The sequence below is a fragment of the Ideonella sp. genome, from assembly GCF_035254525.1.
Lineage (GTDB): Bacteria > Pseudomonadota > Gammaproteobacteria > Burkholderiales > Burkholderiaceae_C > Ideonella.
In genome coordinates this window covers 1-23,899 of the sequence record NZ_DATFAN010000197.1, presented here as the reverse complement: position 1 = coordinate 23,899, position 23,899 = coordinate 1, and the positions used below count along the sequence as shown (strand labels likewise).

The following is a 23,899-nucleotide window of genomic DNA, read 5'->3' as shown; positions in this document are numbered from 1 at the left end:
GGCCTGCCAACGACGGTGCCTGCAGGGCGGTGGTGGTGCCCCCGGGCGCAGGCCCCATTCGCGGTAGCCTCCCATGCATCCAGGGCACCACCGTGTTGATGCGGCTGCCCGTGCCTTGCCGCGACGGTGCCCCGCGTGGTGGGCCGGAGAACGGGGGCACCGCCACCGCCCTGCCCGCCACAACCAAGTGCGGCAAGCCCCACCTCGACCGACCTATTCACAGGCCGGCAGGATCCGCCCCCGCGACCTCAGCGCTCCCGCGCGTGGTTCCGCGAGAACTTCGGCAGCTCGACCACCAGCGCCGGGCCCTTGACCCTCACGCAGCAGGCCAGGCGCGATTGCGCGTCGATGCCCCAGGCGTCGTCGAGCTGGTCTTCTTCTTCGTCGTCGGCACCGGCCAGGAACTCGGCGCCTTCGCGCAGGTGCACGTGGCAGGTGGCGCAGGCGCAGACCTTCTCGCAGGCGTGCTCGATCGCCACGCCGTGGGCCAGCAACTCGTCGACGAGCTTGCGGCCTGGCCGCGCCTCGAAGCGCAGGCCGGTGGGGCACAGCTCGTCGTGCGGGAGCACGGTGACCAGCGTGGAGGTGTTCATGGCTCAGGCCGCCATCTGGTCCAGCCGGCGGCCTGACAGGCCCTGGCGCACCCGCTCGTCCATGCGCCGGCCGGCGAAGGGCGTCGTGGCACGGTTCAAGCCGTCGCTCGCGTCGCGCAGCCGATCGCGCAGCGCCCGGTGCTCTGCCAGCGTCTGGCCCTCGCCTTCGGCACATTCGGCCAGCGCATCGGCCACGGCCTGCATCGCGAAGATGATGTCGAACTGCTCGCGCGGCTGCAGCAGGCGATCGCCGTCCTCGCGCAACGCAGCGTCGGTGGCGTCGAGCAGGCGGCGGGCATCCAGCTCGGCCTCGCGCAGCATGCGCGCGGCGGCATCGGCCTCGGCACTCGCCAGCGCGGCCTGCAGCATGCCGGCCACCGCATCGGGCGCCAGGCCGTAGCTGGGCTTGACCTCCACCTGGGCCTGCACCCCCGTGCTCAGCTCGATCGCGCTGACCGAGAGCAGCCCGTCGGCATCGATCTGGAACGTCACGCGAATGCGCGCCGCGCCGGCCACCATCGGCGGAATGCCGCGCAGCGTGAATCGCGCCAGCGAGCGGCACTCGGCCACCAGCTCGCGCTCGCCCTGCACCACGTGCAGCGCCATTGCCGTCTGGCCATCCTTGAAGGTGGTGAACTCCTGCGCGCGCGCACCAGGGATGCTGCTGTTGCGCGGAATGATCTTCTCGACCAGCCCGCCCATGGTCTCCAGCCCCAGCGACAGCGGGTTCACGTCCAGCAGCAGCAGCTCGCTGCCGCCGGCGCGATTGCCGGCGAGCTGGTCGGCCTGGATCGCCGCGCCCAGCGCCACGGCCTGGTCGGGGTCGATGCCGGTGTAGGGCGCGCGGCCGAAGAGCTTCTCGACCGCCGCGCGCACCGCCGGCATGCGCGTCGAGCCGCCGACGAGCACGATGCCGTCGATCTGGGCCGGCTTCAGCTGCGCATCACGCAACGCGCGCCTGACCGGGCCCAGCGTGCGATCGACGAGGTCGCGCGTCAGGTCATCGAAGAGCGCGCGGTCGACCGTGGCGGTTTCGCTCGCCCCACCCGCTCGTGTGCACTGCATCAGCACCGCAGCCTGGTCCGACAGTGCCTCCTTGGCGGCGCGCGCCGCAGCGCGCAGCGCGGCAATGTCGTCGTCGCCCCAACCGCCGCCGGTGGCCGCCGCGAACCAGGCCGCCAGGCGGTGATCGAAATCGTCGCCGCCCAGCAGTGGGTCGCCACTGGTGGCCACCACCTCGAACACGCCGCGCGCCAGACGCAGCACCGAGACATCGAAGGTGCCACCGCCCAGGTCATAGACGACGTACGTGCCCTCGGCCGCACCGTCCAGCCCGTAGGCCACGGCCGCCGCGGTCGGCTCGTTGAGCAGGCGCAGCACGTTCAGGCCCGCCTGGCGCGCGGCATCTTTGGTGGCCTGGCGCTGGGCATCGTCGAAATAGGCGGGCACGGTGATCACCGCGCCGGTCAGCGGGCCGCCCAATGCGGCCTCGGCGCGCTGGCGCAGCGCGCGCAGCACCTCGGCACCGATCTCGACCGGGCTCTTCAGGCCCTGGCGGGTGCGCACGCCCACGGCGCTGTCGGACAGCGGCTCCACCGCATAACCGAAGCTGGTGCCTGCCACATCCGCCGGCGCCCGGCCGATCAGCCGCTTGGCCGAGGCCACGGTGTTGCGCGGGTCGATGGCCGCCACGGCCCGGGCGGCATCACCCACGGCCACGACACCGGCCTCGCCGTAGTGCACCACCGAGGGCAGCAGCAGCCGGCCCTGCTCGTCCGGCAGCACGGTGGCCAGCCCGCTGCGCACGGTGGCGACCAGCGAGTTCGTCGTGCCCAGATCGATGCCGACGGCCAGGCGGTGCTGGTGCGGGGCCGCCGCGCGGCCAGGTTCGGCAATCTGCAGCAAGGCCATGGCCGGCCCTACACGGCGAAAGACTCGCCGCAACCGCAGGTGGCGCTGGCGTTCGGGTTGTTGAACTTGAAGCCTTCGTTCAGGCCCTCGCGCACCCAATCGAGCTGGGTGCCGTCGATCATCGGCAGGCTGCGCGCCTCCACCAGCAACTGCACGCCCTCGCTCTCGAAGCTGAGGTCGTCCGCCGCCGCCTCGTCGGCGAACTCCAGCGCGTAGGCATAACCCGAGCAGCCGCTGGTCTTGATGGCCACGCGCAGCCCCACGCCGCCGCCGCGCTTGGCCAGCGCTTTGCGGATCTGCACGGCCGCCTTCGGTGTCACGCTGATCGACATGGCCGCGCCCTTTCAGACGGAGAACGAGCTGCCGCAGCCGCAGGTGCTGCTGGCATTCGGGTTGCGAATCACGAAGCGCGCGCCTTCGAGCTTGTCTTCATAGTCGATCTCGGCGCCGATCAGGTACTGCAGGCTCATCGCATCGACCACCACCGTGATCGGCCCGCGCTCGACGCGCACGTCGTCGTCCTTCTTCTCGTCATCGAAGGCGAAGCCGTACTGAAAGCCCGAGCAGCCGCCGCCGGTGACGAAGATGCGCAGCTGCAACGCCGGGTCGCCCTCTTCGGCCAGCATCTCGGCCACCTTGTCGACGACCGAATCGGTGATGACGATCGCCTGCGCGCCATCGGCCAGCAGCGGGTAGTCGCGCGGCGGCAACGCGCCGGCGTCGGCGCACGAAGAGGCGGCTTGGTTGCCGCGGGATTGGCAAGCGGACATGGTGTTCTCTCCAGGCGTGGCGGGTTTCAGGCGGCTGCGTCGGCAGGCGCGCAAGCGGGTTGCTCGAGGATCTCGGCCACCGCGCCGCCGTGGCGCGAGCGGTAGTCGTTCACCGCGGCCTTGATCGCGTCTTCGGCCAGGATCGAGCAGTGGATCTTCACCGGCGGCAGCGCCAGCTCCTCGGCGATGGCGGTGTTCTTGATCGCGAGCGCCTGGTCGAGCGACTTGCCCTTGACCCACTCGGTCACCAGCGAGCTCGAAGCGATCGCCGAGCCGCAACCGTAGGTCTTGAAGCGCGCATCCTCGATCACGCCGGTGGCCGGGTTGACCTTGATCTGCAGCTTCATCACGTCGCCGCAGGCCGGCGCGCCGACCATGCCGGTGCCCACGCCCTCGTCGGCGCCGTCGAAGCCGCCGACGTTGCGCGGGTTCTCGTAGTGGTCGATGACCTTGTCGCTGTATGCCATGTGGTGCTCCGTGTGGTCAATGTTCAGCCCAGGCGATCGTGGCGAGGTCGACGCCGGCGCGGTGCAGATCCCACAGCGGGCTCATCGCACGCAGGCGCTCGACCGTGCGGGTGACCTGCGCCACCGCCGCGTCGATCTCGGCCTCGGTGGTGAAGCGCCCGATCGAGAAGCGGATCGAGCTGTGGGCGACTTCGTCCGCCAGGCCCAGCGCGCGCAGCACGTAGCTCGGCTCCAGGCTGGCCGAGGTGCAGGCCGAGCCCGACGAGACGGCCACGCCGCGCATGCCCATCAGCAGCGACTCGCCCTCGACGAACTGGAAGCTCACGTTGAGGTTGTGTGGCACGCGCCGCTCCAGGCTGCCGTTCACGTGCAGCTCGGGGATCGCCTGCAGCCCCGCCCACAACCGCTCGCGCAGCGCACGGATGCGCTCGTTCTCGCGCCCCATCGCCTCGCGCGCCAGGCGGTAGGCCTCGCCCATGCCGACGATCTGGTGCGTCGGCAGCGTCCCCGAGCGCATGCCGCGCTCGTGGCCGCCGCCATGCATCTGCGCCTCGATGCGCACGCGCGGCTTGCGGCGCACGTACAACGCACCAATGCCCTTGGGGCCGTAGGTCTTGTGCGCCGACAGGCTCATCAGGTCGACCGGCAGCGTGGCCAGGTCGATCACCACCTTGCCGGTGGCCTGCGCCGCATCGACGTGAAAGAGGATGCCGCGCGAGCGGCACAGCCGGCCGATGGCCGCCACATCCTGGATCACGCCGATCTCGTTGTTGACGAACATCACCGAGACCAGCGTGGTATCCGGCCGCAACGCGGCTTCAAGCGCGGCGAGGTCGACGAGACCGTCGGGCCGCACATCGAGATAGGTCACCTCGAACCCGGCGCGCTCCAGCTCGCGCATCGTGTCCAGCACGGCCTTGTGCTCGGTCTTCACGGTGACGAGGTGCTTGCCCTTGCCCTGGTGGAACAGCGCCGCACCCTTGATGGCGAGGTTGTTCGATTCGGTGGCACCGGAGGTCCAGGCGATCTCGCGCGGATCCGCGCCGATCAGCGCCGCGACGTTCTCGCGGGCGATCTCCACCGCCTCCTCGGCGGCCCAGCCCCAGGCGTGGCTGCGCGACGCCGGGTTGCCGAACTGCTCGTACAGGTACGGCACCATCTGCTGCACGACCCGCGGATCCACCGGCGTGGTGGCGGCATAGTCCAGGTAGATCGGCTTGGCGGCAGCTTGGTCCATCGAAGGCGCTCCAACAGCAGTGACGAAGCCGATATCGCATGGACCGTGCCATCAACGCGCGATCGCCAAAACATGGCCTGCATCAGGCACTTGGCGCGCTAACGCAGCATGCGGCGGCGCGCCACCCGCCGCACCGGACATGTCGGCTTTGTTGGATCTGCGACCATGCCCCGCCATGCCCGACGCCCCCGAAACCCGCCGCGTGACACGCTCCCCCTGGCCCGGCCTGTACGGCACCTGGATCGACAGCGCGCGCCACTATCCACGCCACTGGCACGGTACGTACGGCATCGGCGTGGTCGAGCGCGGCGGGCAACGCTCGGCCAGCGGCCGCGGGCCGGTCGAGGCGGTGGCGGGTGACGTGATCACCACCAACCCCGGCGAGGTCCACGACGGCCGGCCGCTGGACGGCCAGAACCGGCGCTGGCACATGGTCTACCTCGAGCCGGCGTTGATGGACGAATGGGCGGCCGAGCTGGGCGCGCCGGCTGGTCACGGCCTGGCACTCGTGCGGCCGGTGATCGCCGACACCGCGCTGGCCGCTTCACTGCGCAGGCTGTTCGCGCGGCTGGACGCGTGGCAGGCGCAAGGCGCGAGCGATGCCGCCGCGGTGCTGGCCTGCGAGGAGGCACTGGCCCAGGCCTGCGCCCCACTGCTCACCCGCCATGCGACGTTGCTGCCGCGCACGGGCGACGGCGAAGCCGAGGCTGACCGGCAAGTCGCCCGCGCGCGCGAGCGCCTCGCGGACAGCCTGGCGCAGCCGCCCACACTGGCCGCGCTCGCGGCCGAGGCGGGCCTGAGCCGCTTCCAGCTGATTCGCCGCTTCCGCCAGGCCTACGGCGTGCCGCCGCACGCCTGGCTGGTGCAGCTGCGCGTCGAACGCGCGCGTGGTCTCGTCGCCCGTGGCGCGGGCCTGGCCGGCGCCGCCGCCACCTGCGGGTTTGCAGACCAGAGCCACATGACCCGCGCCTTCGTCCACCTGCTTGGATTCACGCCCGGCGCCCTGCAGCGCTGAGCTGCAATTCCGTTCAAGACCGGCGCTGAGCCGCCGGACAGACTGCGCGCTCGATCAAACGATGGAGCGTTCATGCAGGAATCGACGAAGGGTCTGCTGTACTGCAGGCTGGCCATGGTGCTGGTGGGCAGCACCGTGGTCGCCAGCCGGGTCATCGGGCAGGACATGGAGCCCTTTCTCGCGACGGCCCTGCGCCACGCGATGGCCCTGCCCTTGTTCCTCGCCCTGATGCGCGCCACCGGCGCGCGCATGCCCCGCCCGGGACGGCGCGACACCCTGCTGCTGCTCGTGCAGGCGGCCGCCGGCAGCGTGGGCTACACGGTGCTGCTGATCCTCGGCGTGGCGGCCTCGAGCGCCGCCGACGCGGGCGTGATTGCGGGCACCTTGCCGGCCGTGTCGGCCCTGTTCGCGGTGCTGGCCCTGGGCGAACGGCCGAGCATACGGCTGGCCACCGCGATCGCGCTGGCCACGGCCGGCGTGCTCGCCGTGAGCCTGGCCGGCGGCGATGGCGCACCCGCCGCCGCGCACTGGCGCGGCCATGCGCTGGTGCTGGCTGCGGTGGCCTGCGAGGCGGTGTTCATCCTCGCCAACAAGCGGCTGCGCGAGCCCGTGGCGCCGCTGGCCCTGTCGACGCTGATGTCGGCGGGCGGCCTGCTGTTGTCGCTGCCGGCCGCGTGGCTGGCTGCGCGCGGTGGCCCGGCCCACGCCTGGTCGGCGCCGGCGTTGTGGGGCGTGGCGTATTACGCGCTGCTGCCCACGGTGGCAGGCTTCCTGCTCTGGTATGCCGGCAGCCAGCGCGTCAGCGGCGCGGCAGCTTCGCTCACGACCGCATTGCTGCCGGTCTCGGCGCTGCTGCTGTCGGCCGTGGTGCTGGGCGAAACGATCCGGCCGGGGCAGTGGCTGGGCCTGGGTTGTGTGATGCTGGCCGTCGCGCTCAGTGCCGGCGCATCGCCCCGACCACGCACCCCCGCTATGCCTGCGTCGCCACCATCACCGAGTAGGCCTTGAACACTGCCGTCGCAGGAGCACCGACCTTCAGCCCCAGCGCCTCGACGCCCTCGTTGGTCACGCTGGCGGTGATGGCGGCGCCACCGGGCAGCGTGAGGATCACCAGCGACGACACGGCGCCCTTCTCGATGCGCGACACCGTGCCGGCCAGCTGGTTTCGCGCCGAGAGCTGCCAGCCGGCGAAGTCGGTCACCAGCACGATGGCCGAGGCCTTGACCAGGGCCAGCGCCTCCTTGCCCTTCTTCAGCTTCAGCCGCTTGGCGGCGGCGCTGGTCATCGTGGCGGTGATCTCGTCGCCGGCCTTCAGCGTGATCGTGACTTCAGCCGACACGGGGCCGATGTCCACCGCGCTGACGGTGCCGGCGAACTGGTTGCGGGCGGTGGTCTTCATCGACATTCTCCGGAGCAGCCCGGCCAGGGCCGGCAGTTGGGCGAGGCGGGCTTCCTGCGTGCGCAGGAACTCGCGGTGTTCGGTTTGCAGGGCGCGCCAGGCGGCGAGCAGGCCGTGCGCGGCCGGGGTGAGGCGGGTGCCGCCGCCGCCAGCGCCACCGGTGGCCGTTTCGAGCAAGGGCTCGTTGGCCAGGTTGCAGGCCGTCTCCAGCAGCAGCCAGGCGCCCTTGTAGCTCAGGCCCGCGGTGCGCGCGGCGCGGTTGATCGAGCCGGTGGCATCCAGCGCCTCGAGCAGCGCAAAGAAGCGTGCATCCAGCCGGCCGGCGAGTTTCAGGTCGGCGCTGAGCAGCGAGCCATCGGCCACGGCGGGCTCCCCTACTCCATCAGCGCGACGGTCTTCACCTGCGCCCAGATGGCCTGGCCGGGGGCCAGCTCCAGCGCGTGGGCCGAGCGACGGGTGAGCCGGGCGACCAGCGGGGCACCGTTGTCGGCATCGCCCACGCGCACGCGCACCAAGGCCAGCGCAGGGTGCTCGTCGTCGGCGATGGCCTCCACCGTGCCGCGCAGCTGGTTGCCGATGCTGGTGCCGGTCTGCGGCGCGCGGGTCAGGCTCACGTCGCGCGCCAGCACGCGCACGCGCACGCGGCGGCCGAGCGGCAGGCCCTGGTCGCGCGCCCACAGGCCGAACGCGGAGCCCGCGGCGCCCGCCACGTCCAGCCGCGCGAGTTGCCAGCGCGCGTCGCGCTCGCCCACCACGCCGTCGAGCACGACGCCGGCACTCTCGCCCAGCGGCAGGTTCAGGTCCAGCCGCGCCAGCATGTCGGCCACCGGGCCCTCGGCCATGATGCGGCCGGCCTCCAGCAGCACCAGGTGGTCGGCCAGCCGCGCCACCTCGTCGATCGCATGGCTGACGTAGACGATGGGGATGGCCAGCTCCTCGTGCAGCCGATCGAGGTACGGCAGCAGCTCGGCCTTGCGCTTCGCGTCCAGCGCGGCCAGCGGCTCGTCCATCAGCAGCAGGCGCGGGCTGGTGGCCAGTGCGCGGGCGATGGCCACGCGCTGGCGCTCGCCGCCCGACAGCGTGGCCGGGCGGCGCGCCATCAACGGGCCGATGCCCAGCAACTCCACCACCTGGTCGAGCGGGATGCGGCGCTCGGCCGGCGCGATGCGCTTCAGGCCATAGTCGAGATTGCCCTGCACGCTCAGGTGCGGAAACAGCGCGGATTCCTGGATCACATAGCCGATCGGCCGGCGGTGCGTGGGCAGGAAGCGCCGGGTGGCATCGTCGTGCCAGACCTCGCCACCGAGCGCGACACGGCCCGCCGCCCGCTCCAGCCCCGCGAGCGCGCGCAGCACGGTGGTCTTGCCGCAGCCCGACGGACCGAAGAGCGCGCTGACGCCGCGCTCGGGCAGCGAGAGGCTCACATCCAGCGTGAAGCCGGGGCGCGCGAGGCGCAGCGCCGCGCTGATCATGGCGCCGCCCCTTCGCCCGGCGCGTGGCGCAGCGGCCGGTTGACCCGGTACAGCGTGACCAGCACGACCAGCGCGAACACCACCATGAACGCGGCCAGGCGGTGCGCATCGGCAAACTCGGAGGCCTCGACATGGTCGTAGATCGCCACCGAGAGCACGCGCGTGGCGCCGGGGATGTTGCCGCCGATCATCAACACCACGCCGAATTCGCCCACCGTGTGCGCAAAGCCCAGCACGCTGGCCGTCACCAACCCCGGCCGTGCCAACGGCAGCGCGACGCTGAAGAACCGGTCCCACACGCCGGCGCGCAGCGTGGCCGCCGCCTCCAGCGTGCGCTCGGGGATCGCCTCGAAGGCCTGCTGCAGCGGCTGCACGACGAAGGGCAGCGAATACATCACCGAGGCCACCACCAACCCGCCGAAGGTGAATGGCAGCCGCCCCCAGCCCAGCGCCTGCGTCAGCTGCCCCACCGGCCCCTGCGGGCCCATCAGCAGCAGCAGGTAGAAGCCCAGCACCGTCGGCGGCAGCACCAGCGGCATGGCCACCAGCGCCGACCACAGGGGCTTGAGCGCCGAGCGGCTGCGCGCCAGCCACCAGGCCAGCGGCGTGCCGACGATCAGCAGCAGCACCGTGCTCGCCGCCGCCAGCTCGGCGGTCAGGCGGATGGCGATCCAGTCGGCTTCGCTCACAGCCCGTAGCCGTAGGCCTGGATCACCGCCTTCGCGGCGTCGCTCTTCAGGTAGGCCAGCAAGGCGGAAGCGGCCGGGTTCTTCTCGCCGGCCTTCAGCAGCACCGCGTCCTGCCGGATCGCGCCGTACAGCGACGGCGGCACCAGCCAGTACGAGCCCACCACCGGCTTGCCGGGGACCGCCACCTGCGACAGCGCGACGAAGCCCAGCTCGGCATTGCCCGTGCTGACGAACTGATAGGCCTGCGCGATGCTCTCGGCCGTCACCAGCTTCGGCGCCAGCACATCCGCCAGGCCCCGCGCCTTCAGCACCTCGACGGCCGCGGCGCCATAGGGCGCCGTCTTCGGGTTGGCCACGGCGAGGTGCGCGAACTTGCCCGCCCCCAGCACGGCCCCCTGGTCGTCCACCAGGCCCGGCTGCGCGCTCCACAGCACCAGCTTGCCGATGGCGTAGGTGAACTGGGTGCCTGCCACCGCAAGGCCCTCGGCGGCCAGCCGCTTCGGCGTTTCGTCGTCGGCCGCCACCAGCACCTCGAACGGCGCCCCGGCCACGATCTGCGCATGAAATTTGCCGGTGGCCCCCGACGAAACCTTGAGCGCGTGGCCGGTGGCCGCGCCGAACCCCTCGGCGATCCGGGCCAGCGGGCCGGCGAAGTTGGCGGCGACGGCAACCTGGACCTCGGCGGCATGGGCAACGCCGGCCGAACCGAGGGCGATGAGCAGGATCGAGCGCAAGGCGAGCAACATGGGGAAGTTCCGTGCAGGCGAGGTGGCGGGAGCGACCCTGTCGACTTTACGACAAGGTGTTATGTATTTGACTACACAACGCGACGTAAGCAAGGATCCGGCCAGGCTCCGGACACGGCCGCGCACGCGGCGACTGTCGATCTGGAGCGTGGATGATCGTCGTGCAAACAGGCGCCGCCTTGCGGCCCTGCCCATCCAACCCGCCGAAAGGATTCATCATGGCCACTGGCACCGTTCGTCTTCATCGGGTTCTTCGCTGCAAGGCGGAGCGCCTCTACCGCGCGTTCCTGGACCCGGACGCCATGGCCAAATGGCTGCCGCCGTTCGGCTTCACCTGCAAGGTCCACCACATGGATGCCCGGGTCGGCGGAAACTACAAGATGTCGTTCACCAACTTTTCGTCCGGCACGGCCCACTCCTTCGGCGGCGAGTACCGGGAGCTGGTCCCGAATGAGCGGATCCAGTACACCGACGCCTTCGACGACCCCAACCTGCCCGGTGAGATGCGCACGACGATCACCTTGCGCCAGGTGTCGTGCGGCACCGAGCTGAACATCGTTCAGGAGGGGCTGCCCGAGGCCATCCCGGTCGAGATGTGCTACCTGGGCTGGCAGGAGTCGCTCGAACAATTGACCCGGTTGGTCGAGCCGGAGATTCCAGGCTGACACGCACGCCAGGCTCGAGCTGGCGTGCGCCGCTCAGGTCTCCGGCCCGAAGCACACCCTCTGGTCCGCGCACACCGCGCAGCTCGGCGCCTTGCAGATGAAGATCTCCTCGCGCTCGCAGAGCTGCTTGTAGAGGAACCTCTTCCACTTCATGTCGTGGTAGTTCTTGTCGACGAGCGCCGGGAACCAGTGGCGCATCAGGGCCGAGAGCTCGGCGCGCGAAGCCAGTTGCAGGTCCTGCCAGAGGTGGTTGTCGCCCAGGCAGGCCACAGCCACGGTCTCGGCCACCCGGGCGGCCTCGGGCGGCGGGCCCGCGCCAGGGTCGGCATGGTCGAGCAGCAGCGCGACGAGATCCTGCACCTCGTCGTCGCGCGTGCGGCGCCGGGCCACGACGGCCGGCGCCAGCACGATGCTCAAGCCATCGAGGGCGAATGGGCGGCGTGGGTGTAGCACTTCTTCGGACAGATCTTGGCGCAGGCGGTGCAGCCGATGCACAGCTCGCCGCGGGCGATGGTCATGACCTTCTTTTCGTACTCTTCGTCCTCGTCGGCATCCGGGTCCAGCGAGATGCGCTCGCCGTCTTCGTTCAGGCCCACGAGCTCGAGCACGCCGCGTGGGCAGACGCGAAAGCAGCGGCCGCAGCCGATGCATTTGTCTTCGTTGATCTGCTGGACGAAGGTCGGCGTCCAGCTTGCGCCGGAAGGCAGGGTGACGGTGAAGCTGGCGGTGCTCATGAACCTTGCTCCAGGCGCTTGCGTGCATCCATCAGCGCCGAGTGCGCCTCGTGGGCGATGCGCGCGACCTCGGGGATGCGCTGCCAGTTGGTCGGCAACTCTTCGCTCAGGTCGTGCAGGTCCATCTTGGCCTGCGTCGCGCGGGCGTTGAGCTTCTTGATCTCGGCCTTCAGGGTGTCGATGTCTGGATCACTCATGTCGTGCATCACCCGTAGTGGGCGACCTCCGGGTACTTCTCGATCATGGCGATGCCTTCGGCCACCAGCTTGTTGCCGGCCTCGGCCAGCTTGGCCAGGCTCGGGAAGCCGAAGCGGTGCACGTCGCGCAGGTGGCGGTTCACCACGATCAGCCGGCCGGTGGTGAGCACCGCGCGGCCGAAGCCTTCGTGGCTCATCTTGGTCATCGGCGAGACCATGCATTTCGTGCCGCGCTCGATGGCCAGTCCGATGGCGTTGTGGAACAGGTCGAGCCGCCACAGCGTGTCGGGATCGGGGTCGCCCATGATGGGCATCGCGCGGCGCTGCTCGGTGGTGAGGATGTAGGGCTCGAGCAGCTTCAGGTCGCTCTTGCCCTCCCAGGTGCCGTGGGTGTCTTGCGCGCGGATCTGCTTGACGAGCTCGCGCACGAACCCGTCTTGCAGCCATTGTTCGTCGGTGGGCGCCTCGGCGGTGGCGGCTTCGGTCATGACTTCACCTCGTCGTCTTGTTCTTCGAAATTGAAGCTGCGCTCCTGGCCCTTGAGCAGCGCCTTGCGCAGCCAGGGCGGCGGTGTGCCCTTGAGCACTTCCTGCAACTTCTCCAGGATGTCCAGGATGGGCTCGGGCTGGGCCACCTTCACCGGGTGGATCTTGCTGGCCACCACGCGCGCGGCGGCCGAGCCGCCGATGGCGGCCACATAGACGATGGCGCAGTCGTGGATGGCCTCGAGCTTGGGCGCGAGCTTGTCTTCGTTGCCGTCCTCGTCCAGGTCGTCGCCGAAGCCGAAGTCCTGCACGAAGGCGACGCTGTCGGGCGTGACTTCGTAGACCGCCAGGTGCTTGGCCCAGCCGAAGTGCGCGTCGACGCGCTGCTGGTCCTGCGTGGCGAAGGCGATTTTCATCGTGGAGTCCTTTCGTGAAGGGTTCAGGCGCTGGCCGCGGCCAGCGTGGCCGTGCGGGCGCGGGCGGCGGCGAGCGCGGCCTGGGGCAGCGGCCAATCCTGCGGCCCGTGGTGCGGGATCTGCTCGATCAGCACGTTGCCGACCTCGTAGACGAAGTTGCGGGTGCCGCGGTAGCCCACGTGGCAGCGGTGGGCGTTGCCGATGCGGTCGAAGGTGGGGATGCCCAGGCGAACCAGCGGCTTGCCCAGGCGCTCGGCCGCCTGGCGGCCATGGGAGTGGGTCATCAGCACGTCGCAGCCGGCCGCCTGCGCGAGGCGCTCGAAATCCTCGAGGTCGCCGATCAGCACCTCGTCGGTCGGCAGGCGCTCCAGCAAGGGCGAACGCGTGGTCGTGACGGCCACGGCCAGCTCGGCGCCCATCTCGGCGAGGAAGCTGCCGGCGCTCCACAGCAGATCCGGCTCGGCGGCCAGGGCGATCTTGGCGTTGCCGAAGTGGAAGTGGCCGTCGAGCATCGCATCGACCAGCTGGCTGCGCTGGCGGCGGATGCGTGCGGGCACGGCCCAGCCTGAAAGCTCGGCCAGCTTGGCGATGAAGGCGTCGGTGGCCGTCAGGCCGGTGAGGCGGTCGAACAGCGTGTAGGGCACGCCACAGCGGGCCTGCAGCGCCTCGGCGGCCGGGCGCATCTGCTCGCCGATGGCCAGGGTGTGGGCAGCGCCGCCCAGCTCTTCCAGCTCGGCCAGCGCGGTGCCGCCCAGCGTGGTGCCCAGCCACTGATCGGGGATGTGGCCGTCGAGCGAGCCGGAGACATCCGGCGCGAAGACCGGGCGCAGGCCGAAGGCCTCGATCAGCTCACGCAACTCTTCGATGTCGCCCGGCGTCAGGTGCGAGCCGGGCAGCACGTTGACCCTGTCGGCGGCCTTCGTCGCTTGCGGCTTGGGCAGCCGGCTGACGAGCGTCTTCACCGCCTGCGCCCAGCCGTCCTGGAAGGCGCCCGCATAGTCGGGTGTGCTGACGTAGACGATCGCCGTGTCGGCCAGCTCGGGGTGCTTCTGCCGCGCCAGCGCGATGTAGCCGTCGACATCGTCGCCCTTGGTCTCGGTGAGGCCGGTGGAGCAGATGGCGATCAGCGCGGGCTTGGCGCGCTGGCGGATGTTCAGCAGCGCCTTCTCGACGTTGTCGTAACCGCCCACGATGGTGGTGGCCTCGTTCATCGCCGTGGTCTGCAGCGGGATCGCCTCCTTGAAGTGCCGCACCAGAAGCACCAGGCCGAACGAGGTGCAGCCCTGCGAGCCGTGCATCACCGGCATGCACGACGCGAGCCCCATGAAGGCGTAGGCCGCGCCCAGCGGCTGGCTCATCTTCAGCGGGTTGACGGCGCAGGCCTTCTTGGATTCGGTGACGTGCGCCATCTCAGGCCTCCGCCGCCAGCAAGGCGTCTTCGGTCTCCCATGGCGCGGGCGTGCGCACCTGCTGCCAGACCGGGTTGAACAGCGCCTTGTCGATCTCGGCCACCATCGTGACCATGCCCTCGTAGCCGGCAAAGGCGTGGTGGCGTTCCTGGTTGATGTCCATCCACGGCATGCGGGCCTTGAGCGCGACGAACTGGCTGCGCCCGCCGCTGAGCATGATGTCGGCCTTCGCGTCGCGCAGCATCGCGTACATCTCGCGCGGCGTCATGTCGTCGATCATGTGCGCGTCGGCTTCGTCGCCCATGATCTGCTTGATCTTCTCCTTGTCTTCCTTGGTCGATTTCTTGACCGAGGTGCCGACGACCTCGAGCCCCGCCTCCTGCAGCGCCGAGACGACCGACCAGCTCTTCACACCGCCGGTGATCAGCAGCACCTTCTTGCCGGCCAGGCGCTCGCGGTAGGCACGGATGCGCGTCCACGCGCGTGCCTCCTCGGCGGCGATCAGCGCCTCGGCGCGGTCCTTCAGGTCGGGCTCGGCGCCCCGCTCCACCAGCAGCCGCGCGATCTCGCGCAGCGTCGTGCTCATGTCGCTGATGCCGTAGAACGAGCCTTCGAAGTACGGGATGCCCCAGCGCTGCTGCATGCGCGTGGCAATGTTGATCATCGACTTCGAGCAGACCATCATGTTGGCCCTGGCGCGGTGCGCCGCGGCCACTTCGTTGTAGCGGCCGTCGCCCGAGATGCAGCTCAGCACGCGCACGCCCAGCGCATCCAGCAGCGGCTTGACCTGCCACAGCTCGCCCGAGAGGTTGTACTCGCCGATGATGTTGATGTCGTACGGCGTCGTGTGCTCGGGCTCGACGGTGCCGATCACGTGGTCGAGCAGGGCCTCGGCCCCGAGCTTGTTGCCCAGGTTCTTCGGGCCGGCGAACCCCGGTGAATCGACCGGAATCACCGGCTTGCCGAACTTCTCGCTGGCGCGCTTGCACACCGCCTCGATGTCGTCGCCGATCATCGCGGTGACGCAGGTCTGGTAGACGAAGACGGCCGGCGGGTCGACCTTCTCGATCACCTCGCGGATGGCCTTGAACAGCCGCTTCTCGCCGCCGTAGATGACATCGAACTCGTTGATGTCGGTGGTGAAGCCGGTGCGGTAGGTCTGCGGGCCCGATGAGGCGCTGTGCCGGTTGTCCCACGAGTTGCCTTCGCAGGCGATGGGCCCATGTACGAGGTGGGCCACATCGACGATGGGCTGCAGCGCGATCTTCGCGCCGTCGAAGGCGCAGCCCCCGGCCGCGGCGCCGGGCGTGAGTTGCTTGGTGCAGCCCTTCTTGCGTTCCTTCTCGCCCTTGGCCTGGTTCTTGTCGCAGCCGGGCTCGTCGAAGACCTGGGCGATCCTGGCGTTGAGCGTGGCGGACATGCGGGGCCTCCGGCGTTGAGTGTCAGCCTCTCATTGCAGGAACGGTGCCACCCTGCGCCCTGCCCTGTTTCCCTTTCAATTCAAGGACTTGGCCGCATGCACGTGCGCGGGCGCCAGCTGGCTTGTTTGCGACAAACGCGACGCGCGGCCCTTCGAGCCGTCAGTCCTCCGGCGTGAAGCCCGAGGCCTTGACGACCGGGGCCCACATCGCCAGCTCGGCGCGCTGCTGGGCCAGCAGTTCCGCCGACGTGCTGGGCGCGGCCACCAGGCCGATCCTGGCCAGGCGCTCCTGCAACGCGGGCTCGCGCAGGCTGGCCGCCGCCGCGGCCTGCAGCTTGCGCGCCACCTCGGGCGCCATGCCGGCCGGCCCGTACAGGCCATACCAGGCGGTTACGTCGAGGTCCACGCCCGATTCCTTGAATGTCGGAATCCCGCTCACCAGCTTGCTGCGCGCCGCCCCGGTGGTCGCCAGGATCTTCACCTTGCCCGCCTTGTGCAACTCGAGCGGGTCCGAGATGGGGACGACCGCGGCGCTGACCGTGCCGGCCGCCAGGTCCAGCACCGCCGGTGCGCCGCCACGGTAGGGAACGTGGGTCATCTCGATGTCCAGGCCGTGCGCGATCTGGACGCCCAGAAAGTGCGGGATCGTTCCCGCGCCCGGCGTGCCATAGGTCGCCTTGCCCGCGGCCGCCTTGGCCCAGCGCTTGAACCCCGCCACGTCGCTCACCGGTGCCTCGGGCCCGACGGCCACGCAGAAGTCGGTCACCACCAGCCGCGACAGCGGCGTGAAATCCTTGTTGGGGTCGAAGCGCAGGCCTTTGTAGACGTAGGGAAACAGGGTCATCGGCCCCTGCGGCGCAATGAGCAGCGTGTCACCGTCCGGCACCGCCGCTTTCACAGCCTCCACCGCCAGGCGCCCCGAGGCCCCGGTCTTGTTCTCGACGATCACTTGCCGGCCGAGCGTGTCCTTGAGCCGCTCGGCCACCAGGCGCGCCAGCGCATCCACGCCGCCGCCGGCCGCGAAGCCGATGACGATGCGCACGGGGCCCTGGCCCTGCGGCTGGGCCCGCAGCGGCCAGGCGGCCGGAACGAGCGCGGCGCCCGCGGCGCCTCGAAGCAGTTGGCGGCGTTGCATCTTGTCTCCTGATGTCGATCGTTGATCAGTGGGTGGCGCGGGGCATGTCGGCCTCGCCGAACACGAGCGAGGCGCTGGCATCGGCCGGGATGCCCGGCATCGTCGAGGCCCAGGCCTCCCAGCGCGCACGAAGCTGTTCCAGCCGTCGCGGCTCGCGCTGAGAGAGATTCGCCCGTTCACGGGCGTCGCGCGACAGGTCGAAGAGATAGTCGTGGCCGTCGGCGCGCAGGTACTTCCAGCTTCCACTGCGCAAGGCACGCTGCTGGCGATGCAGCATGCGCCAGCACAGGTCGCGCGCCGGCGCCCACTGCGGGTCGTCGAACAGCGGCGCCAGGTCCACGCCGTCCATCGGGTGGCCCGGGTCGGGCGCCACGCCAGCGGCGGCCAGCATCGTCACGGTCCAGTCCATGGTGATCACCGGCGTGTCGCTGCGCGCCGGGCGGATGCGTGCCGGCCAATGCGCGATCAGCGGCACGCGGATGCCGCCTTCCATCAGATCCATCTTCTGGCCGACGAAAGGCCAGTTGTCGGAGAAGCGCTCGCCGCCGTTGTCGCTGGTGAAGACGATCAAGGTGTTGTCCAGCAAGCCCCGCTCGGACAGCGTGGCAACGATGCGGCCGATGCCCTCGTCCATCTGCCGGATCATCTGCCGGTAGGTCTCGATCGAGCCGCCATCGAGGTGCGCGATGCGGCCGGCGATGCGCTGCGATTCGGCGGCATCTTCCCGGGCCTCCCACGGCCAGTGGGGCGCCGTGTAGTGCACGCTCAGCAAGAAGGGCCTCGCGGCCGTCTGCGCCTGGACGAACTGCACCGCCCGGTCGCTGATCAGGTCGGTCAGGTAGCGGCCCTTCAAGTCCACCGGCTGCTCGCCCTCCCACAGGTCGGGCTGCCCGCTCACGTCGGTGTGGCTGAAGTAGTCGACGCCGCCGGACATGGGGCCGAAGAAGCTCTGGTAGCCACTCTTCAATGGCCCGAAGTGCGGCAGGTAGCCCAGATGCCACTTGCCGACCAGCGCCGTGGTGTAGCCGGCGGCGCCCAGCAGCGAGGGCAAGGTGGGGTGGCCCGGCGGCAGGCCCAGCGTGGTGCTGCCGCGCGCCCGGCGCGCCAGCGGCTCCTCGGCGGCGCCTCGCAGGCGGTACTGGTAGCGCCCCGTGATCAGCGCAAAGCGGGTCGGCGAGCACACCGGCGAGTTCGAGTAGCCGTTGGTGAACAGCAGGCCGCCTGCGGCCAGGCGATCCAGGTGCGGCGACACGGGCTCACGGGCGCCGGTGCAGCCGAGATCGGCGTAACCCAGGTCGTCGGCGAGCACGAAGATGAGGTTCGGTCGGTGGGTCATGGGAGCGAAACATAGCGACCCATCGATGCCTTGCATACTGCGAAAATCGTCTCAGCAATAACCGGCAGGCATCATGACGCTGCAGCAGATGGTCGATTTCCTCGCCGTGGCAGACAGCGGCAGCCTGCACGCCGCGGCCCGGGTCACCGGCCAGACGCAACCGGCCCTGAGCAAGTCGCTGCGCCACCTGGAGCAGGACCTCGGCGCGCCGCTGGTCACCCGCAGCGTCAAAGGTGTGCGGATGACGGAGTGCGGCGAGCGCTTCCGGCTGCACGCGCGGCTCGTCGTCGCCGAGGCCCAGCGCGCGAAAGAGGCCGTGGGGCAATTGGCGGGCGCGGGAAGCGGCACCGTCCGCTATGGCATCTCGACGGCCGCTTCGGTGCTGTTGGCCCCCGGCGCGGTCACTGCGTTCAAGCGGCGATTCGCGCAGGTCGCGTTGCATTCGCACGGGGGGCTGTTCCATACGTTGGCCCCGCTGCTGCGCGAGGGGGCGATCGACTTCGCGATCTGCCCCGCGCCGGAAGAGCCGCAGGCCGTGGGGTTTTCGGCCGTGACCTTGATCCACAGCGAGATGGCGCTGGTCGCGCGGCGGGGCCACCCGCTGGCCCGCGAACGCAGCCTGCGCGGCCTGCAGAACGCCCGGTTCGTCGTCGGCGCGCCGCGCGGGCGCATCGGCGCCGGCATCTACGAGGCCTTCATGGCCTGCGGCCTCGAGCCGCCCCATGTCGACATCCAGACCGACACCCCGCTGGACACACTGGCCATGGTGGCCGCCACCGACCACCTGTGCCTGGTGCCCTCGGTGCTGCTGCGCCATGGCTTCTTCAAGGACGCCGTCGTGGCCCTGCCCATCGAAGAGCCCTTGCCGGTCTATCGCGTCCAGCTCTTCCGGCGCCTGGATGTTCCCCCGACGCCGGCCGCCGCGGCACTCGCGACGATGTTCGAGCGCGAGGCTCAGCGCTCGCGCAAGTCCGGCAGCACCGCGCCGCTCGCCTCGGCGTAGCGCAGATAGTCCGCCTCCCGATCGGCCGTGGTGATGCGACGCGTGACCACGCCGCCCGGGCCGATGTACTCCACCGCCCCCATCACCACCACGAACACGACCAGCGGCGAATCGCCGGTGGCCTCCCACCAGTCCACGTTGCCGGCAGGCTCGTGCACATAGCCGCCGGGGCCGATGAGCTCGCCGGTGTTCAGGCGCCGGTGCCCTTCGAGGTTGAAGGCATGCACCTCGCCCGTGTGCCGGTGCCAGCCGAGCTTGACACCCGGCTCCAGCTTCATCAACTCGACCCAGCCGCGATCGCCGCGCAGGAAGCGCAGCGGCCGCGACCATTTGCCCGGGCCTTCGGGGATCCACAGGCCGGATGCCGACAGCATGGCGGGGTCGGCCGCCAGCGGATGGGTGAAGGTGATCGTGTTCATGGCCTCATCATCGGCCGCCGCTGGCCCTTGAAGTGAGCCAGTTCTGATGAAGTGCATGGAGCCAGTTTTCCAAGATGCCGGCCCCCTCAGCCGTGGCGTGCCCGCGAATCCGGCGGGGCCGACTCGCGCTGGTGCAGGCCGTAGTCGCGCACGACCTCGGCCACGCGCAACCGGTAGTCGGCGAACAGGCCCTCGCGCCCCGCCGCTTGCGCGGCCCGGTGCGCCTCGATGTTCCGCCATTGCTGCACGGCCGCCTCGTCGCGCCAGAACGACAGCGACAACAACTTGCCCGGCTGGGTCAGGCTCTCGAAGCGCTCCACCGAGATGAAGCCGTCGATGGCCTCGAGCTGCGCGCGCAGCGCGGCGGCCGTCTGCAGGTAAGCGGCCTGCCGGCCCTCGGCAGGCACCAGCTCGAAGATCACCGCGATCATCGCGCCACCTCGGCCGGCCGGCCCAAGGTGCCCTCCACGCCTTCGACAAAGCTTCGCTCCTCGCGCCGGATGAAGCGCTGGGCCTGCGCGAAGGCGAAGTTCTCGCGCCCTTCCGGGTCGGCCTTCAGGCGCGTGCGGTAGGCCTCGTAGGCGGCCAGCGAATCGAAGCCGATCAGGCCCCAGGCGACGTCGTTGGTGCCCTCGTGCGGCAGAAAGTAGCCGAGCAAGTGGCCGCCGCAGCGGGGAATGATGCGGCCCCAGCGCTGCGCGTAGGCCTGGAAGGCCTCGCGCTGGAAGGGGTCGATCTCGTAGCGGATGAAGCAGGTGATCATGGGCTTGTCCTCGGCTCGTGACGATGGACAGACGATAGCCCTTGGCGCCGCCCGCATGGTTCGTCTACGATCGAACCATGACAGGCGTGATGGCACCTTCGCTGAGAGACGGCCCGAGCATCGCCCGCATCGCGGCGCTGATCGGCGACCACGCCCGCGCCGAGGTGCTGACGGCGCTGATGGCCGACCGCGCGCTCACCGCCACCGAGCTGGCGGGCATTGCCGGCGTCACCAAGCAGACCATCAGCGCCCACCTCGCCAAGCTGCTCGATGCCGGCCTCGTGGCCGTGGAATGCCAGGGCCGCCACCGCTATTTCCGCCTGGCCGGGCACGATGTGGCGCAGCTGCTCGAAGCGCTGATGGGCGTGGCCTTTCGCGCGGGCGCGGTGCGTGTGCGCTCCAGCCCGCGCGAGCCGGCGCTGCGCCGGGCCCGCATCTGCTACGACCACCTGGCCGGCGAGCGCGGCGTGCTGGCCTACGAGGCGCTGCTGGCGCGCGGCGTGTTCGAGAAGGGCACGCCCGAGCTGCAGCTCACCGACACGGGCCGCGGCTGGTTTGCCGCCTTCGGCATCGACACTGCCGCCGCCGAGGCGCAACGCCGCGCGCTGTGCCGCCCCTGCCTGGATTGGGGCGAGCGCCGCCACCACCTGGGCGGCGCACTCGGCGCGGCGCTGCTGCAGCGGCTGTTCGCGCTGCGCTGGGCGCAGCGGGCCAAGGACTCACGGGTGATCAGCTTCACGCCCAAGGGCGAGGCGGCGTTCAGTGCACTGTTTACTGCGAAGCCCTGAGCCGCCCCTCGGCGTCAATCCTCCGCCAGCACCTCGGTCGCGACGAGCTGCTCGCGCAAGGCCCAGCGGGCCTTCCAGCCCTCGCCTTGCCACAGCGGGTCGGCCACATCCTCGAACGATCGCAGCGCGCTGGCCTCGTCGGGCCAGAGGTGCATCGGCCAGTCGGGTGGGCCGCCGCGCGCGACGACCTTGCGGCGCAGGTCGTCGCCGTCGTAGGCGAACCAGAGCCGGGGCGCGGCGCCGGGTGGCAGTTCGAGGACGAAGATCATTCGGCGCCGTCCGCGAGCGCCTTCTGCCAGCCCGCCTGGCGCAGGCGCTCACGCGCGGCCTGGGCCGAACCATCGAAGGCGTCGGTCGCGCGCCGCAGCGCGGCCTGCGCGACCGAGGCCTCGGCCATCGTCAGCGGCAGCCGCCCGGCCATGTGGGTGGCCAGCGGCACCGCCTTCAGGACGGCCTGGCGGTTCGGGTGCTCGTCGAGCGCGATCAGGCGATCGGCCTCGGGCACGCCGCCCAGGCAGACGTGGCGCCCGATCACCTCGACCCGCCGGCCGTCGAGCGTGGTCTTGATGAAGACGGGCGCTGTGTCCACCGGGCTCTCCTATCGGATGATGTCGTAGCTGTAGTCGGTCTTCCCAGGGACGATGGTGTTGGCATCGAGCGTCTCGAAGAACTCGTCCAGGAACATCGTCAGCAGCCACAGCGCGCCGTTGTAGCCCCAGGTGGGGAAGCGGTGGTAGTGGTGGCGGTCGAAGATCGGGAACACCGCGCGGATCAGCGGCGTGCCGCAATCGCGCTCCAGGTACTTGCCGTAGGTGTTGCCGATCAGGAAGTCCACCGGCTCGGTGTGCAGCAGCGAGCGCAGGTGCCACAGGTCACGCTTCGGGTAGACCTTGCAGTCCTTGCCGTAGGGCGTGCTGTCGAACAGCGCCTGCACCTTCTTGCCCCACTCCTCGCTGCCGTTGGTGGCCAGCACGTGGGCCGGCTCGGCGCCCAGCTCGAGGATGAACTCGGCGTAGCCGAGCATCTGGTCGGGGTCGCCGTACAGCGCGTACTTCTTGCCGTGCAGGTGGGCCTGGCTGTCGGCCATCGCGTCGACGAGCTGGCCGCGCTCCTTCTCGATCTGCGCCGGCACCGGCTTGCCGGTGAGCTCGCTGATCGCCATGATGAAGCGGTCGGTGCCCGCCACGCCCACCGGCGCGTTCAGCACCACCACCTGCTGGCCCTTCTCGGCGATGTACTTGGCCGTCTTCTCGCAGCAGAACTCCTGGAAGACGATGGTCGCTTTGGCGTTCAGTGCCGCTTCGACGGTGGCCTTGGTGGTGCCGCCTTCGTACATGCGGAACTCGCCGTCGGTCGGCGTGTTCCACACCTCGGACGGGTCGCACAGGATGTTCACCTTGACGCCGAAGAGATCGAAGATGCGCTTGACTTCCTTCATGTTGCCGACGACGAAGCCGTCGAAGCCGCCGATGAAGTTGATGCTGTCGTCGGGCACGCGCTCCAGCACCGGCGCGGTCTTGGCCTTGCCGTCCCAGAAGTGCTTCAGCACGCCCAGCAGCGCGTTGTCGTAGCCGGTGATGTGGCTGCCGACGAAGGCCGGGGTGTGGGCGAACGGCACGTCGAAGTCTTCGGGCACCGAGCCCTTCTGCTTGCTGTTCTTGATGAACGCGTCGAGGTCGTCGCCGATCACCTCGGCCATGCAGGTGGTCGAGACGGCGATCATCTCGGGCTTGTACAGGCTGTAGGCGTTGGCCAGGCCGTCGATCATGTTGTTCAGGCCGCCGAACACCGCCGCGTCTTCCGTCATCGACGAGCTGACGCAGGAGGTGGGCTCCTTGAAGTGGCGGCTGAAGTGGCTGCGGTAGTAGGCCACGCAACCTTGCGAGCCGTGCACGAAGGACAGCGTCTTCGCGAAACCGTTCGCCACGAACACGGCACCCAGCGGCTGGCAGGCCTTCGCGGGGTTGACGGTCAGCGCTTCGCGGGCGAAGTTCTTGTCCTTGTACTCCTTGCTCTTGGTCCAGTCGCGGATCTCTTCGACCTTCACATCGGCGTGGTTGAACTCGAACTGCGCCTTCTTGCTGGCGAAGATCTGCTGGTACTCGGGTTCGCGGAACAGCAGCTCGTGGTCGAGGATCTTTTCTGCACTTTGGGGCATGGTGACTCTCCTAGGTTCGGGGCAATGCGTCAGGCTGCTTCAGGCGGTCAGGCGGCCTTCTTCCAGGGCGCGGACTTGGCCAGGCCCCAGATGGGCGAGCTGATGGCCATGTCCATGTCGCGGGCGAAGATCGCGAAGCCGTCGTAGCCGTGGTAGGGGCCGGAGTAGTCCCAGCTGTGCATCTGGCGGAAGGGCACGCCCATCTTCTGGAAGACGTACTTCTCCTTGATGCCCGAGCCCACGAGATCGGGCTGCACCTTTTCGACGAACTTCTCGAATTCGTAGCCGGTCACGTCGTCGTAGATCAGCGTGCCGTCCTTGATGTAGTGGGTCGTGCGCTGGTAGTCGTCGTTGTGGCCGAATTCGTAGCCGGTGCCGACCACGTTCATGCCCAGGTCTTCGTAGGCACCGATCACGTGCCGCGGGCGCAGGCCGCCGACGAACAGCATCACCGTCTTGTCCTGCAGGCGGGGCTTGTACTTGGCGATCACCGCGTCGACCAGCGGCTGGTACTTGGCGATCACGGCCTCGGCCTTCGCCTTGATCGTGTCGTCGAAGTGGCTGGCGATCTCGCGCAGGCTTTCAGCAATCTTGGTCGGGCCGAAGAAGTTGTATTCGACCCAGGGAATGCCGTACTTCTCTTCCATGTGCCGGCTGATGTAGTTCATCGAG

31 protein-coding genes are annotated in these 23,899 nt (G+C 69.9%); 5 read left to right on the top strand and 26 right to left on the bottom strand.

From position 1 onward, the window contains the following. Positions 1 to 248: 248 nt before the first annotated feature. Genes fdx through VJ693_RS21500 form a run of 6 tightly spaced genes read right to left on the bottom strand, consistent with a single transcriptional unit; the run spans position 249 to position 4,978 of the window. Positions 249 to 593, bottom strand: a complete 345-nt coding sequence (gene fdx, locus VJ693_RS21525) for an ISC system 2Fe-2S type ferredoxin (protein WP_324157579.1) — start codon at positions 591 to 593, stop codon at positions 249 to 251. A 3-nt stretch (positions 594 to 596) separates the two neighbouring features. Continuing rightward, on the bottom strand, positions 597 to 2,504 hold the full coding sequence (gene hscA, locus VJ693_RS21520; protein WP_324157577.1) for a Fe-S protein assembly chaperone HscA: 1,908 nt from the start codon (positions 2,502 to 2,504) through the stop codon (positions 597 to 599). 8 nt (positions 2,505 to 2,512) lie between these two features. Further along, a complete protein-coding gene (locus tag VJ693_RS21515; RefSeq protein WP_324157575.1) occupies positions 2,513 to 2,836 on the bottom strand; it encodes an iron-sulfur cluster assembly accessory protein in 324 nt (107 codons plus the stop codon). 12 nt (positions 2,837 to 2,848) lie between these two features. Next, positions 2,849 to 3,274: an iron-sulfur cluster insertion protein ErpA gene (erpA, locus tag VJ693_RS21510; RefSeq protein ID WP_324157574.1), complete on the bottom strand. Its 426-nt coding sequence runs from the start codon at positions 3,272 to 3,274 to the stop codon at positions 2,849 to 2,851. Between the two features lie 26 nt (positions 3,275 to 3,300). Continuing rightward, positions 3,301 to 3,741, bottom strand: coding sequence for a Fe-S cluster assembly scaffold IscU (iscU, locus tag VJ693_RS21505; RefSeq protein ID WP_324157572.1), 441 nt, complete (start codon positions 3,739 to 3,741; stop codon positions 3,301 to 3,303). 16 nt (positions 3,742 to 3,757) lie between these two features. Further along, positions 3,758 to 4,978 (bottom strand): IscS subfamily cysteine desulfurase, encoded by a 1,221-nt coding sequence (locus tag VJ693_RS21500; protein WP_324157571.1) that lies wholly within the window; start codon positions 4,976 to 4,978, stop codon positions 3,758 to 3,760. Between the two features lie 175 nt (positions 4,979 to 5,153). Between VJ693_RS21500 and VJ693_RS21495 the strand changes: the two genes are divergently transcribed. Together VJ693_RS21495 and VJ693_RS21490 are read left to right on the top strand one after the other, a co-directional pair. After that, positions 5,154 to 5,993, top strand: a complete 840-nt coding sequence (locus VJ693_RS21495) for an AraC family transcriptional regulator (RefSeq protein WP_324157569.1) — start codon at positions 5,154 to 5,156, stop codon at positions 5,991 to 5,993. A gap of 72 nt (positions 5,994 to 6,065) precedes the next feature. Beyond that, positions 6,066 to 7,001 carry a DMT family transporter gene (locus VJ693_RS21490; protein ID WP_324157567.1) on the top strand — a complete coding sequence of 312 codons (936 nt, stop codon included), beginning with the start codon at positions 6,066 to 6,068 and terminating at the stop codon, positions 6,999 to 7,001. Here the strand turns inward: VJ693_RS21490 and VJ693_RS21485 are convergent. Genes VJ693_RS21485 through modA form a run of 4 tightly spaced genes read right to left on the bottom strand, consistent with a single transcriptional unit; the run spans position 6,964 to position 10,299 of the window. Further along, positions 6,964 to 7,755 carry a TOBE domain-containing protein gene (locus VJ693_RS21485; protein ID WP_324157565.1) on the bottom strand — a complete coding sequence of 264 codons (792 nt, stop codon included), beginning with the start codon at positions 7,753 to 7,755 and terminating at the stop codon, positions 6,964 to 6,966. The two genes, VJ693_RS21490 and VJ693_RS21485, sit on opposite strands and share 38 nt — an antisense overlap. 11 nt (positions 7,756 to 7,766) lie before the next feature. Beyond that, positions 7,767 to 8,864, bottom strand: coding sequence for a molybdenum ABC transporter ATP-binding protein (gene modC, locus VJ693_RS21480; RefSeq protein ID WP_324157563.1), 1,098 nt, complete (start codon positions 8,862 to 8,864; stop codon positions 7,767 to 7,769). Then, entirely contained in the window at positions 8,861 to 9,553 is a 693-nt protein-coding gene (gene modB, locus VJ693_RS21475; protein WP_324157561.1) for a molybdate ABC transporter permease subunit, read from the bottom strand. The genes modC and modB overlap by 4 nt, the downstream gene beginning before the upstream one ends. Beyond that, positions 9,550 to 10,299 (bottom strand): molybdate ABC transporter substrate-binding protein, encoded by a 750-nt coding sequence (gene modA / locus VJ693_RS21470; protein WP_324157560.1) that lies wholly within the window; start codon positions 10,297 to 10,299, stop codon positions 9,550 to 9,552. Before modA ends, modB begins: the two co-directional genes overlap by 4 nt. Before the next feature lie 218 nt (positions 10,300 to 10,517). Between modA and VJ693_RS21465 the strand changes: the two genes are divergently transcribed. Then, complete coding sequence (locus VJ693_RS21465) at positions 10,518 to 10,964, top strand: SRPBCC family protein (protein ID WP_324157582.1); 447 nt, start codon at positions 10,518 to 10,520, stop codon at positions 10,962 to 10,964. A gap of 33 nt (positions 10,965 to 10,997) precedes the next feature. Here the strand turns inward: VJ693_RS21465 and VJ693_RS21460 are convergent, their stop codons facing one another. The 9 genes from VJ693_RS21460 to VJ693_RS21420 form a co-directional block, all read right to left on the bottom strand. Further along, the gene (locus tag VJ693_RS21460) at positions 10,998 to 11,372 is read right to left on the bottom strand and encodes a nitrogen fixation protein NifQ (RefSeq protein WP_324157580.1); all 375 of its coding nucleotides are present in this window, start codon (positions 11,370 to 11,372) and stop codon (positions 10,998 to 11,000) included. A gap of 5 nt (positions 11,373 to 11,377) precedes the next feature. Then, positions 11,378 to 11,698 carry a ferredoxin III, nif-specific gene (gene fdxB, locus VJ693_RS21455; RefSeq protein WP_324157558.1) on the bottom strand — a complete coding sequence of 107 codons (321 nt, stop codon included), beginning with the start codon at positions 11,696 to 11,698 and terminating at the stop codon, positions 11,378 to 11,380. Beyond that, positions 11,695 to 11,895 carry a CCE_0567 family metalloprotein gene (locus VJ693_RS21450; RefSeq protein WP_324157556.1) on the bottom strand — a complete coding sequence of 67 codons (201 nt, stop codon included), beginning with the start codon at positions 11,893 to 11,895 and terminating at the stop codon, positions 11,695 to 11,697. The genes fdxB and VJ693_RS21450 overlap by 4 nt, the downstream gene beginning before the upstream one ends. Positions 11,896 to 11,903: 8 nt before the next feature. Then, the gene (locus VJ693_RS21445; protein WP_324157554.1) at positions 11,904 to 12,383 is read right to left on the bottom strand and encodes a NifX-associated nitrogen fixation protein; all 480 of its coding nucleotides are present in this window, start codon (positions 12,381 to 12,383) and stop codon (positions 11,904 to 11,906) included. Further along, a complete protein-coding gene (nifX, locus tag VJ693_RS21440; RefSeq protein ID WP_324157553.1) occupies positions 12,380 to 12,796 on the bottom strand; it encodes a nitrogen fixation protein NifX in 417 nt (138 codons plus the stop codon). The genes VJ693_RS21445 and nifX overlap by 4 nt, the downstream gene beginning before the upstream one ends. A 23-nt stretch (positions 12,797 to 12,819) precedes the next feature. Beyond that, positions 12,820 to 14,205, bottom strand: a complete 1,386-nt coding sequence (nifN, locus tag VJ693_RS21435; protein ID WP_324157552.1) for a nitrogenase iron-molybdenum cofactor biosynthesis protein NifN — start codon at positions 14,203 to 14,205, stop codon at positions 12,820 to 12,822. A gap of 1 nt (position 14,206) precedes the next feature. Beyond that, on the bottom strand, positions 14,207 to 15,625 hold the full coding sequence (gene nifE / locus VJ693_RS21430; RefSeq protein WP_324157550.1) for a nitrogenase iron-molybdenum cofactor biosynthesis protein NifE: 1,419 nt from the start codon (positions 15,623 to 15,625) through the stop codon (positions 14,207 to 14,209). Between the two features lie 160 nt (positions 15,626 to 15,785). Beyond that, complete coding sequence (locus VJ693_RS21425; protein WP_324157548.1) at positions 15,786 to 16,760, bottom strand: tripartite tricarboxylate transporter substrate-binding protein; 975 nt, start codon at positions 16,758 to 16,760, stop codon at positions 15,786 to 15,788. A 25-nt stretch (positions 16,761 to 16,785) separates the two neighbouring features. Next, complete coding sequence (locus VJ693_RS21420) at positions 16,786 to 18,096, bottom strand: sulfatase family protein (protein ID WP_324157547.1); 1,311 nt, start codon at positions 18,094 to 18,096, stop codon at positions 16,786 to 16,788. A 73-nt stretch (positions 18,097 to 18,169) separates the two neighbouring features. On the opposite strand from VJ693_RS21420, the gene VJ693_RS21415 reads away from it, so the two are divergent. After that, complete coding sequence (locus VJ693_RS21415; RefSeq protein WP_324157545.1) at positions 18,170 to 19,099, top strand: LysR substrate-binding domain-containing protein; 930 nt, start codon at positions 18,170 to 18,172, stop codon at positions 19,097 to 19,099. Here the strand turns inward: VJ693_RS21415 and VJ693_RS21410 are convergent. From VJ693_RS21410 to VJ693_RS21400, 3 genes are all read right to left on the bottom strand, one after another. After that, complete coding sequence (locus VJ693_RS21410; protein WP_324157543.1) at positions 19,051 to 19,518, bottom strand: cupin domain-containing protein; 468 nt, start codon at positions 19,516 to 19,518, stop codon at positions 19,051 to 19,053. The two genes, VJ693_RS21415 and VJ693_RS21410, sit on opposite strands and share 49 nt — an antisense overlap. An 86-nt stretch (positions 19,519 to 19,604) precedes the next feature. Then, on the bottom strand, positions 19,605 to 19,949 hold the full coding sequence (locus VJ693_RS21405; protein ID WP_324157541.1) for an antibiotic biosynthesis monooxygenase: 345 nt from the start codon (positions 19,947 to 19,949) through the stop codon (positions 19,605 to 19,607). Next, positions 19,946 to 20,281, bottom strand: coding sequence for an NIPSNAP family protein (locus VJ693_RS21400; RefSeq protein WP_324157540.1), 336 nt, complete (start codon positions 20,279 to 20,281; stop codon positions 19,946 to 19,948). The genes VJ693_RS21405 and VJ693_RS21400 overlap by 4 nt, the downstream gene beginning before the upstream one ends. A gap of 89 nt (positions 20,282 to 20,370) precedes the next feature. Between VJ693_RS21400 and VJ693_RS21395 the strand changes: the two genes are divergently transcribed. Next, complete coding sequence (locus VJ693_RS21395) at positions 20,371 to 21,069, top strand: helix-turn-helix domain-containing protein (protein ID WP_324157538.1); 699 nt, start codon at positions 20,371 to 20,373, stop codon at positions 21,067 to 21,069. A gap of 14 nt (positions 21,070 to 21,083) precedes the next feature. On the opposite strand, the gene VJ693_RS21390 is transcribed toward VJ693_RS21395, so the two are convergent. From VJ693_RS21390 to VJ693_RS21375, 4 genes are all read right to left on the bottom strand, one after another. Beyond that, positions 21,084 to 21,338, bottom strand: coding sequence for a hypothetical protein (locus VJ693_RS21390; RefSeq protein ID WP_324157536.1), 255 nt, complete (start codon positions 21,336 to 21,338; stop codon positions 21,084 to 21,086). Continuing rightward, positions 21,335 to 21,658: a hypothetical protein gene (locus VJ693_RS21385; RefSeq protein ID WP_324157534.1), complete on the bottom strand. Its 324-nt coding sequence runs from the start codon at positions 21,656 to 21,658 to the stop codon at positions 21,335 to 21,337. Before VJ693_RS21385 ends, VJ693_RS21390 begins: the two co-directional genes overlap by 4 nt. A gap of 9 nt (positions 21,659 to 21,667) precedes the next feature. Further along, positions 21,668 to 23,227: a nitrogenase molybdenum-iron protein subunit beta gene (gene nifK / locus VJ693_RS21380; RefSeq protein ID WP_324157533.1), complete on the bottom strand. Its 1,560-nt coding sequence runs from the start codon at positions 23,225 to 23,227 to the stop codon at positions 21,668 to 21,670. Between the two features lie 47 nt (positions 23,228 to 23,274). Next, the coding region (locus tag VJ693_RS21375) for a nitrogenase component 1 (protein ID WP_324157531.1) at positions 23,275 to 23,899 on the bottom strand (625 nt) is incomplete at its 5' end.

Coding starts and splice junctions, on each gene's coding strand:
- iscU (WP_324157572.1), bottom strand. CDS start 3,741: ATGGCATACAGCGACAAGGTCATCGACCACTACGAGAACCCGCGCAAC.
- modA (WP_324157560.1), bottom strand. CDS start 10,299: ATGTTGCTCGCCTTGCGCTCGATCCTGCTCATCGCCCTCGGTTCGGCC.
- fdxB (WP_324157558.1), bottom strand. CDS start 11,698: ATGAGCACCGCCAGCTTCACCGTCACCCTGCCTTCCGGCGCAAGCTGG.
- fdx (WP_324157579.1), bottom strand. CDS start 593: ATGAACACCTCCACGCTGGTCACCGTGCTCCCGCACGACGAGCTGTGC.
- erpA (WP_324157574.1), bottom strand. CDS start 3,274: ATGTCCGCTTGCCAATCCCGCGGCAACCAAGCCGCCTCTTCGTGCGCC.
- nifN (WP_324157552.1), bottom strand. CDS start 14,205: ATGGCGCACGTCACCGAATCCAAGAAGGCCTGCGCCGTCAACCCGCTG.
- VJ693_RS21425 (WP_324157548.1), bottom strand. CDS start 16,760: ATGCAACGCCGCCAACTGCTTCGAGGCGCCGCGGGCGCCGCGCTCGTT.
- modC (WP_324157563.1), bottom strand. CDS start 8,864: ATGATCAGCGCGGCGCTGCGCCTCGCGCGCCCCGGCTTCACGCTGGAT.
- VJ693_RS21495 (WP_324157569.1), top strand. CDS start 5,154: ATGCCCGACGCCCCCGAAACCCGCCGCGTGACACGCTCCCCCTGGCCC.
- hscA (WP_324157577.1), bottom strand. CDS start 2,504: ATGGCCTTGCTGCAGATTGCCGAACCTGGCCGCGCGGCGGCCCCGCAC.
- VJ693_RS21405 (WP_324157541.1), bottom strand. CDS start 19,949: ATGATCGCGGTGATCTTCGAGCTGGTGCCTGCCGAGGGCCGGCAGGCC.
- nifE (WP_324157550.1), bottom strand. CDS start 15,625: ATGTCCGCCACGCTCAACGCCAGGATCGCCCAGGTCTTCGACGAGCCC.
- VJ693_RS21445 (WP_324157554.1), bottom strand. CDS start 12,383: ATGACCGAAGCCGCCACCGCCGAGGCGCCCACCGACGAACAATGGCTG.
- VJ693_RS21410 (WP_324157543.1), bottom strand. CDS start 19,518: ATGAACACGATCACCTTCACCCATCCGCTGGCGGCCGACCCCGCCATG.
- nifK (WP_324157533.1), bottom strand. CDS start 23,227: ATGCCCCAAAGTGCAGAAAAGATCCTCGACCACGAGCTGCTGTTCCGC.
- VJ693_RS21395 (WP_324157538.1), top strand. CDS start 20,371: ATGGCACCTTCGCTGAGAGACGGCCCGAGCATCGCCCGCATCGCGGCG.
- VJ693_RS21415 (WP_324157545.1), top strand. CDS start 18,170: ATGACGCTGCAGCAGATGGTCGATTTCCTCGCCGTGGCAGACAGCGGC.
- VJ693_RS21420 (WP_324157547.1), bottom strand. CDS start 18,096: ATGACCCACCGACCGAACCTCATCTTCGTGCTCGCCGACGACCTGGGT.
- VJ693_RS21400 (WP_324157540.1), bottom strand. CDS start 20,281: ATGATCACCTGCTTCATCCGCTACGAGATCGACCCCTTCCAGCGCGAG.
- VJ693_RS21490 (WP_324157567.1), top strand. CDS start 6,066: ATGCAGGAATCGACGAAGGGTCTGCTGTACTGCAGGCTGGCCATGGTG.
- VJ693_RS21390 (WP_324157536.1), bottom strand. CDS start 21,338: ATGATCTTCGTCCTCGAACTGCCACCCGGCGCCGCGCCCCGGCTCTGG.
- VJ693_RS21465 (WP_324157582.1), top strand. CDS start 10,518: ATGGCCACTGGCACCGTTCGTCTTCATCGGGTTCTTCGCTGCAAGGCG.
- VJ693_RS21500 (WP_324157571.1), bottom strand. CDS start 4,978: ATGGACCAAGCTGCCGCCAAGCCGATCTACCTGGACTATGCCGCCACC.
- VJ693_RS21515 (WP_324157575.1), bottom strand. CDS start 2,836: ATGTCGATCAGCGTGACACCGAAGGCGGCCGTGCAGATCCGCAAAGCG.
- nifX (WP_324157553.1), bottom strand. CDS start 12,796: ATGAAAATCGCCTTCGCCACGCAGGACCAGCAGCGCGTCGACGCGCAC.
- VJ693_RS21450 (WP_324157556.1), bottom strand. CDS start 11,895: ATGAGTGATCCAGACATCGACACCCTGAAGGCCGAGATCAAGAAGCTC.